The sequence below is a fragment of the Faecalibacterium sp. An77 genome, assembly GCF_002161315.1.
GTDB lineage: Bacteria > Bacillota > Clostridia > Oscillospirales > Ruminococcaceae > Faecalibacterium.
In genome coordinates this window covers 1-8,410 of record NZ_NFHK01000072.1, presented here as the reverse complement: position 1 = coordinate 8,410, position 8,410 = coordinate 1, and the positions used below count along the sequence as shown (strand labels likewise).

Here is an 8,410-nt window from a genome sequence, read left to right as displayed (position 1 = left end):
CTGACTTTTTAGAGGATTGAGATTTATCATTCTTTTTCGCTTCGCTCAAATTACTTCATGCTAAAGCTTTTTTACTCTCCCCAGCAGAGCTGGGGGTTCTTATATCGCTGAAGCATACAGTCATGACCCCCGGCAAAGCCGGGGGCTTGAGTAAGCCCTAGAAGGGCATTATACCGGCAAGCCTCTCAAGAGGCACTGAATGATTCGTCTCTTGCATCACTCGCACTGCAACCCGTAAACGGGCTGCAAATCCTCAAACACTGACTTTTTAGAGGATTGAGATTTATCATTCTTTTTCGCTTCGCTCAAATTACTTCATGCTAAAGCTTTTTTACTCTCCCCAGCAGAGCTGGGGGTTCTTATATCGCTGAAGCATACAATAGAAAAAGCAGCTCCGCCGCCGGGTTTCTTGGCCCGGGACGGAGCTGCTTTGTTTATGGTTACTTTTTCATCTGTTCGCGGTGATACTGGAGGGTGTAGAGCTGGTAATAGCGACCCCGCTTCTCCAGCAGTTCCTGGTGATTTCCCTGCTCGATGATCCGGCCATGAGACAGCACCACAATGTTGTCGGCATGCTGGATGGTGGACAGGCGGTGTGCCACGATGAGCATGGTTCCCACCGACCGCATCTTTTCCAGGGAGTCCTGGATCAGCTGTTCGGTCTCAGTGTCGATGTTGGCGGTGGCCTCGTCCAGAATCATGACCGAGGGCTCGTGAAGAATGGTCCGGGCAAAGGAGATCAGCTGGCGCTGGCCCGCTGAGAAGTTATTGCCCCGCTCCCGCACCGGCTCATCCAGGCCGCCGTCCAGCTTCTGGATAAAGTGGTCCGCATTCACATAGCGGCAGACCTCCATAATCCGCTCATCGGGAACGTCCTCCATCCGCAGCACAATATTGCTCCGGATGGTGCCCGAGAACAGGAACACATCCTGCAGCATCTGGCCGAAGTGGCGGCGGATGCAGGAAATCTTGATCTTGCGGATATCCACCCCGTCGATCAGGATTTGTCCCCGCTGGAACTCATAATTGCGGCAGATCAGGGAGAGGATGGTGGTTTTGCCCGAGCCGGTGGAGCCCACAAAGGCCACCGTCTGCCGGGGTTCCACATGGAAGGAAACACCCTTCAGCACCCACTCTCCGGGGATATAGCTGAACCACACATCCCGGAACTCAATTTCTCCCTTGATCTCGGGCAGGTCGATGGCGTCGGGGGCGTCGGTCATCACCGGCTGCAGGTCCAGAATCGAGAATACCTTCTCGGAGGAAGCCATGGCCGACTGCAGCCAGTTGAACTGTTCGGCCAGGTTCTGGATGGGGTTATAGAACTTGGAGATATACATATAAAAGGTGACAATGGTGCCGCCGGAAATGGTCTGTCCCAGGAAGGACACCCCGTCCAGATACCCCATGCCGCCCAGATAGAACAGGCACAGCACCGAGCTGACGTACAGCATATACACCAGCGGGCGGAACACGCCGAACACAAAGATTTCGTCCCGCTTGGCCTTGCCCAGCGCCTCGCTGCGGCGGCGGAAATCCTCCATCCGGGCATCCTCCCGGCCGAAAATCTGGGTGATTTTGATGCCCGACAGGTTTTCGGACAGATAGGTGTTGATGTCGGTGGTGCAGTCCTTGACCCGCCGGTAAGCCCGGCGGGAGAACTTGCGGAAAATGACGGTGAACAGCACGATGAAGGGCACAAAGCAGAGGATCATCAGGGTCAGCTCATAGTTGACCATCAGCATGGCCCCCAGGATGCCCAGAATCACAAAACAGTTCTTCGCCAGGTTGACCAGAAGGTTGGTGAACATCATCGAGATGGCGTTGGTATCGTTGGTCACGCGGGTCACCAGTTTGCCCACCGGGATCTCGTTCAGCTGTTCATGGGCCAGGGATTCAATGTGGGTGAACAGGTCCTCCCGCAGGTCCGAAATAATCCGCTGGCCGGCCTTCTGGAGGATCACTGCCTGGAAATAGGAGCTCACCATGGAAAAGACCAGGATGCCCGCATAGGCCGCCACCATCCAAAAGAGAGCGTCCAGGGTGAAGTCCCCCACCAGCATCTCCTCCACGGCGCCCACAATCAGCGGGGAAACAATATCGTAGACGATGGAGAACAGCATCAGCAGGCCGGCCGCGATGAAACTGCCCAGATAGGGCCGGGCGTAATGGGCCAGGCGGCGGACGATTTCGCCGTCCGAGATGTTCCGCTCAAAGCCCATGGAGGTCTTTTTGTCCTTGACGGTGGCATAGGCCACAATCAGAAGAACCGACACGGTGCCGATGATTCCCCCGGCCAAAACAAGCGGGTTCAGCTCAGTCATGGTTTCCACCTCCCAGCTCATCTTCCAGCCGCTGCAGGTCCACCATCTTGCGGTATTCCTCACAGCGTTCGTACAGGGCCTCATGGCTGCCCACATCCACCACGCAGCCGTCGTCAATAAAGACAATCTTGTCCATCCGCTCCACGGTGGAGATGCGGTGGGCAATCAGGATGGTGGTCTTCCCTGCCCGTTCGGCGTTCAGGTTGTCCAGAATCACCTTCTCGGTGCGGGTGTCCACCGCCGAGACCGAGTCGTCCAGAATCAGGACGGGTGCGTCCAGCAGCAGGGCCCGGGCAATGGAAATGCGCTGTTTCTGGCCGCCCGACACCGTCACGCCGCGCTCACCCAGAACGGTATTGTAGCCCTCTTTGAAGGCGGCCACGTTGTCGTGGACGTCGGCCATCCGGGCCGCACGCTCGATCTGGGCCGGGTCGGCGGCATCCAGACCGAAGGCGATGTTATGGGAGATGGTGTCCGAGAACAGGAAATTGTCCTGGGGCACATAGGCGCAGGCCGAGCGCACCGAGCGGATGGACAGGGTGTTGACGTCCTGGCCGTCCATGAACAGGGTGCCGTCCGGCACATTGTAAATCCGCAGAATCAGATCCACCAGGGCGGTTTTGCCGGCGCCGGTCTTGCCCACAATGCCCACCCGCTCTCCGCTGTGGATGGTGAAAGAGATGTCCTTCAGCACATCGTATTCCCCGTCAGGGTAGCGGAAGGTCAGGTGCCGGAAGGCGATTTCGCCCTTGGGGTCGGTCAGCTCGTGGACGCCGGGACGGTCGGCCACATCCACCGGTGCGTCCAGCAGCTCGGTGATCCGGTTCAGAGAGGCCTTGCCGCGGGAGGTCTTTTCAATCAGCATGGAAACGGCCATGATGGGCCAGACAATGGCCGAAAAGTAGCCGATGTATTCCACCAGCTGGCCCGCATTGAACTGTCCCACATAGACCAGATAGCCGCCGTAGCCCAGAATGACGCAGGTCACCGACTCCACAAACAGGGTAACCAGGATGTTCAGCAGGGTGGAAATCCGGGTATAGATGACGTTGATTTTCTCGTTTTCACGGTTGAGCTTGCGGAAGGCCATCAGCTCCTTGGTCTCCTTGACAAAGGCTTTGACCACCGCGATGCCCGAGAAATTCTCCTGGGCGAAGTCGGACAGGTCCGAGAAGGCCTGCTGGCGCTCCTCCCACCGGCGGGTCATCACCCGCCCCACAATGCTGCCCACCAGGAACATCAGAAAGGCCGGGATCATGGCCATCATGGTCAGGGACCGGTCCATCTGCCACATCTTAATAAAGGCCAGCAGGCCCAGGAACAGCGCATCGCAGAACATCAGCACGCCGTCGCCGAAACACTCCTGAATGGTGTCCAGGTCGTTGGTGTAGAGGCTCATAAGGTTGCCCACCTTGTTCACCTGGTAATAGGCCTGGGACAAATCCTTGCTGTGGTCAAACATCCGGTTGCGCAGGTCGGTCTCCACCCGGATGGCCGCCCCGAAAAAGCAAATGCGCCACAAAAAGCGGCCGATGATCAGCGAGACAATGATTCCGATCATGGGCAGGCAGATATTCTGCATCAGAACCTCTTTGGTGAAAGGCGTCGGCACCCCCTCCACCAGCACCGAGCCGCTGTTGATGCCGTTGATGAGCATCCGGTACAGCTCCGGGATAATCAGCTGCATGTAATCCACCAGGATCAGCGCCGCCACACCCAGCAGCAAAGTGGGCGCATGCTTCCAATAATAGCGGTTGATATACTTGCCAAAGATCAAGCTTGATTCCTCCTTGTCCTGCCAGGCAAAAAGCCTGTTTTTTCTTTCCATTTTGCCGCATGTCTTATCAGTATATCCCGACAGAACAGGCTTTGTCAACCGGGGTTTGCACTTTGCTCAACCAAGCCCAAAACCGCCCTTGAGAGCGCCGCTCTTTCTGCCGCAGACACAACAAAAAAACCTGTTCCCGACTTGATATCAGGAACAGGTTTTCTTGATGGAGCGGCCGACGAGGCTCGAACTCGCTACCTCCACCTTGGCAAGGTGGCGCTCTACCAGATGAGCTACGGCCGCATAATGGTGCCTCCGATCGGAATCGAACCAATGACACGGGGATTTTCAGTCCCCTGCTCTACCAACTGAGCTACAGAGGCATAATGGCGACCCGGATCGGGCTCGAACCGACGACCCCCAGCGTGACAGGCTGGTGCTCTAACCAACTGAGCTACCGGGCCACATGGTGGAAGTTAACGGGCTCGAACCGCTGACCCTCTGCTTGTAAGGCAGATGCTCTCCCAGCTGAGCTAAACTTCCACAGAATGGAGCGGCCGACGAGGCTCGAACTCGCTACCTCCACCTTGGCAAGGTGGCGCTCTACCAGATGAGCTACGGCCGCTTATTTCATGTGGTATGCCGCCGTAGGACCGGCGACGAAAGCTATTATACTCAAAACCCCCGCACTTGTCAACCACTAATTTTGCATTTTTTGCAAAATACAGTTTGCATTGCATTATTTCCCTAAAAATTGTATAATGAATACTGTTATGGCGGCAGAGGGGTCAGCCCTCTGCTGCGGGAAAGGAACAATAAGTATATAAAGGAGTTATCGCCATGTACCGGATCATCCAAAAGGTCGTGCTGAACCCCACGGTGACCAAAATGGTCATCGAAGCGCCCCTGATCGCGCAGAAGGCGCAGCCGGGTCAGTTTATCATCATCCGTCCCTTTGAGGACAGCGAGCGCATTCCCCTGACCATCGCCGGCTATGACCGACAGGCAGGTACGGTAGACATCATCTTCCAGATTGTGGGCGGCACCACCATGGAGCTGAACACCCTGAACGAAGGCGACAGTGTCCACGATTTCGTGGGCCCCCTGGGCCGCGCCACCGAGACCGAAGGCCTGAAGAAGGTCTGCGTGGTGGGCGGCGGCGTCGGCTGCGCCATCGCGCTGCCGGTGGCCCGCAAGCTGCACGAGCAGGGCTGTGTGGTCCACAGCGTGGTGGGCTTCCGCTCCAAGGACCTGCTGATCCTGGAGGATGAGTTCACTGCATGCAGCGACATCCTGAAGGTGATGACCGACGACGGCAGCTACGGCACCAAGGGTGTCGTCACCGCCGCTCTGGAGGAGCTGATTGCCGCCGGCAACCAGTACGACGAAGTCATCACCATCGGTCCCCTGATCATGATGAAATTCGTGGTCAAGACCTGCCAGAAGTACGGCATCAAGAGCGTTGTTTCCATGAACCCCATCATGATTGACGGCACCGGCATGTGCGGCGGCTGCCGCCTGACCGTGGGCGGCAAGACCAAGTTCGCCTGCGTGGACGGCCCCGACTTTGACGGAGACCTGGTGGATTTTGACGAGGCGATGGCCCGCGGCTCCATGTACCGGCCCTTTGAGACCCATGCCCGCGAAAAGGCCTGTAATCTGCTGCAGATGGAGGTAAAGTAATCATGGCTTTCAATATGGACCCCAAAAAGTGCCCCATGCCCACCCAGGACCCCAACGTCCGCAACAAGAACTTCAACGAGGTGGCCCTGGGCTACACCGCCGAGATGGCCGTCAATGAGGCCAAGCGCTGCATCCACTGCAAGAACAAGCCCTGTGTGGAGGGCTGCCCCGTGGGCATCAAGATCCCCGATTTCATTGCCCAGGTGGCCGAGGGCAACTTTGAAGCCGCCTATCAGATCATCAGTGAGGACTCTTCCCTGCCCGCCGTCTGCGGCCGCGTCTGCCCCCAGGAGAGCCAGTGCGAGGGCCGCTGCACCCGCGGCATCAAGAACGAGGCCGTGGGCATCGGCCGCCTGGAGCGCTTTGTGGCCGACTGGCATCGCGAGAACGTCCACACCGATCCGGTGGTTCCCGCTCCCAACGGCCACAAGGTGGCTGTGATTGGCGCAGGCCCTGCCGGCCTGACTGCTGCCGGCGACCTGGCCAAGATGGGCTACAAGGTCACCGTCTATGAGGCTCTGCACGTGGCAGGCGGCGTCCTGATGTATGGCATCCCCGAGTTCCGTCTGCCCAAGGCCATTGTCCAGCAGGAAATCGACGGCCTGAAGGCCACCGGCGTGGACTTTGAGTGCAACATGGTCATCGGCAAGGTGCTGACCGTTGACGAGCTGATGGGTCAGTACGGCTACGAGGCCGTGTTTATCGGTTCCGGCGCCGGCCTGCCCCGGTTCATGGGCATCCCCGGCGAGAGCCTCAAGGGCGTCTACTCCGCCAACGAGTTCCTGACCCGCTCCAACCTGATGAAGGCCTATCGGCCCGACAGCAAGACCCCCATTTATGTGGGCAAGTCGGTGGCTGTCGTAGGCGGCGGCAATGTGGCCATGGATGCCGCCCGCAGCGCTCTGCGTCTGGGCGCTGAGAAGGTCTACATCGTCTATCGCCGCGGCATGGAGGAGCTCCCCGCCCGCAAGGAGGAGATCGAGCACGCCGAGGAGGAGGGCATCATCTTCAAGACCCTCACCAACCCCGTGGAGATTCTGGCCGACGACAACGGCTTTGTCCGGGCCATCACCTGCATCCAGATGGAGCTGGGCGAACCTGACGCTTCCGGCCGCCGCCGTCCTGTGGAGATCCCGGGCAGCGAGTTCACTCTGGAGATGGACACCGTCATCATGAGCCTGGGCACCAGCCCCAACCCTCTGCTCCGCTCCACCACCCCCGGCCTGGAGACCAACAAGCATGGCTGCATTGTCACCGGCGGCGAGGCCGGCGACACCAGCCGTGAGGGCGTCTATGCCGGCGGCGACGCCGTCACCGGCGCTGCTACCGTCATCAAGGCCATGGGCGCCGGCAAGGCTGCCGCCAAGGCCATCGACGAGTACATCAAGTCCAAGGCCAACGCCTAAACTCTAACATCATTTTGCTTTGCAAGTCCCCTGCACCTTAGCCGGTGCGGGGGATTTTTTGTGTCTCCCAGATTTGCCGGTCTTAGACTGAAAGAGGGAGAACCAATTTCCCAAAAGAGAAAAATTTGTCTCATTCCCATTGACACCCAGCCCAAAAAGAGATATATTTATCTCACAAGGATAGAAATACATCTCTTTTGGAGGCGTTCTTATGAAAAAGCAAACCATTCTTCGGATCGTCCTGCCCGGGCTGGTGTGCGCCGGCGTCATGGCAGCTTCCAGCTGGTACGCCATCTGCTGCAACGACGGACGACTGGTCAAGCCCATGGATTTTTCCACCTACGTCTTTTCTCCCAAAGACCTGCCCATGCTGTTGTCTCTGGGCCTGGTTCTCCTGTACGCCGCCTATCTGGTGGTGCTGTGGGTGCGGGCTTTCATGAGCCAGCGGCGCAGTCCGGCCGCTTCGCAGTTTACCCGGACGGTATCGCCCAAGCTGGGTTTTCTGGGTCTGCTGGGCTTTTTGGGATTCAGCGGGTTTTGGACCTATCAGCGCAGCGGAAGCATGTTCCCCTTTGTCTTTTTCATCTTCTTTGGGTTCTTCGGGTTCTTCTATGAAGGCAAAATGTCCCATACCCTGATGGACGAGCGCTACAAGGAAAACTGGATGCGGGCGCATTTCAACGCCAACCAGACCGCGCTGAAAATCATCTTTGTGGCCACCATTCTCCTGGGCCAGGGCGCCCTTGGGGGCAGCCTGGCCCGCACCTTCATGTTCTACATCATCGCCGTGACCCTGGCTCTGGCGCTGGGAATCTTCCTCGGGGAATATCTGCTCTACCGCTACGACCACGACGAGCAGCCCGATGAAAGCAAGGGCTGACCATGCCGGATTTTGTCTGCCATCTCAAACAGTACCGCCTGGCCAAAGGCCTCACCCAGGAGCAGCTGGCCGCCCAGGTTGGGGTGCGCCGCGAAACCATTATGCGGCTGGAAAAAGCCCAGTACAACCCCTCCCTCAAGCTGGCGGTGGACATCGCCCGGGCGGTGGAAGCCCCCATTGAGGACATTTTCCAGTTCGATTGACCCAAAAAAGCCGCCCGGCTCCCTCTGAGTGAACTGCACCCCATTTGTTAGACAGTATGGTATACTGGATAACAAGTGGGGTGTTTTATTATGCCAAAAGGAATACCGAACAAACGCTACACGCCGGAATTTAAGCAACTGGTAGT

6 protein-coding genes and 5 tRNA genes are annotated in these 8,410 nt (G+C 57.9%); 4 read left to right on the top strand and 7 right to left on the bottom strand.

Annotation, left to right across the window (positions count from 1 at the left end; genetic code table 11):
- Window positions 1-440 precede the first annotated feature (440 nt).
- The 7 genes from B5G28_RS13695 to B5G28_RS13665 all read right to left on the bottom strand — a co-directional run bounded on the left by B5G28_RS13695 (window position 441) and on the right by B5G28_RS13665 (window position 4,717).
- Window positions 441-2,324, bottom strand: coding sequence for an ABC transporter ATP-binding protein (locus B5G28_RS13695; protein WP_087249702.1), 1,884 nt, complete (start codon window positions 2,322-2,324; stop codon window positions 441-443).
- Window positions 2,317-4,101: an ABC transporter ATP-binding protein gene (locus B5G28_RS13690; protein WP_158099635.1), complete on the bottom strand. Its 1,785-nt coding sequence runs from the start codon at window positions 4,099-4,101 to the stop codon at window positions 2,317-2,319. The genes B5G28_RS13695 and B5G28_RS13690 overlap by 8 nt, the downstream gene beginning before the upstream one ends.
- Window positions 4,102-4,319: 218 nt before the next feature.
- A tRNA-Gly gene (locus B5G28_RS13685) sits at window positions 4,320-4,395 on the bottom strand.
- A gap of 4 nt (window positions 4,396-4,399) precedes the next feature.
- Window positions 4,400-4,475 (bottom strand) — tRNA-Phe (locus B5G28_RS13680).
- Between the two features lie 4 nt (window positions 4,476-4,479).
- Window positions 4,480-4,556 (bottom strand) — tRNA-Asp (locus B5G28_RS13675).
- Between the two features lie 3 nt (window positions 4,557-4,559).
- Window positions 4,560-4,635 (bottom strand) — tRNA-Val (locus B5G28_RS13670).
- Between the two features lie 6 nt (window positions 4,636-4,641).
- Window positions 4,642-4,717: transfer RNA gene (locus B5G28_RS13665), tRNA-Gly, on the bottom strand.
- A gap of 215 nt (window positions 4,718-4,932) precedes the next feature.
- Here B5G28_RS13665 and B5G28_RS13660 point away from each other — a divergent pair.
- The 4 genes from B5G28_RS13660 to B5G28_RS13645 all read left to right on the top strand — a co-directional run bounded on the left by B5G28_RS13660 (window position 4,933) and on the right by B5G28_RS13645 (window position 8,264).
- A complete protein-coding gene (locus tag B5G28_RS13660; RefSeq protein ID WP_087249698.1) occupies window positions 4,933-5,775 on the top strand; it encodes a sulfide/dihydroorotate dehydrogenase-like FAD/NAD-binding protein in 843 nt (280 codons plus the stop codon).
- Between the two features lie 2 nt (window positions 5,776-5,777).
- Complete coding sequence (gene gltA, locus B5G28_RS13655) at window positions 5,778-7,181, top strand: NADPH-dependent glutamate synthase (RefSeq protein WP_087249696.1); 1,404 nt, start codon at window positions 5,778-5,780, stop codon at window positions 7,179-7,181.
- A gap of 211 nt (window positions 7,182-7,392) precedes the next feature.
- Window positions 7,393-8,061: a DUF3796 domain-containing protein gene (locus B5G28_RS13650; RefSeq protein ID WP_087249694.1), complete on the top strand. Its 669-nt coding sequence runs from the start codon at window positions 7,393-7,395 to the stop codon at window positions 8,059-8,061.
- Window positions 8,062-8,063: 2 nt separating this feature from the next.
- Complete coding sequence (locus B5G28_RS13645) at window positions 8,064-8,264, top strand: helix-turn-helix transcriptional regulator (RefSeq protein ID WP_087249692.1); 201 nt, start codon at window positions 8,064-8,066, stop codon at window positions 8,262-8,264.
- The last annotated feature ends 146 nt before the right edge of the window (window positions 8,265-8,410 follow it).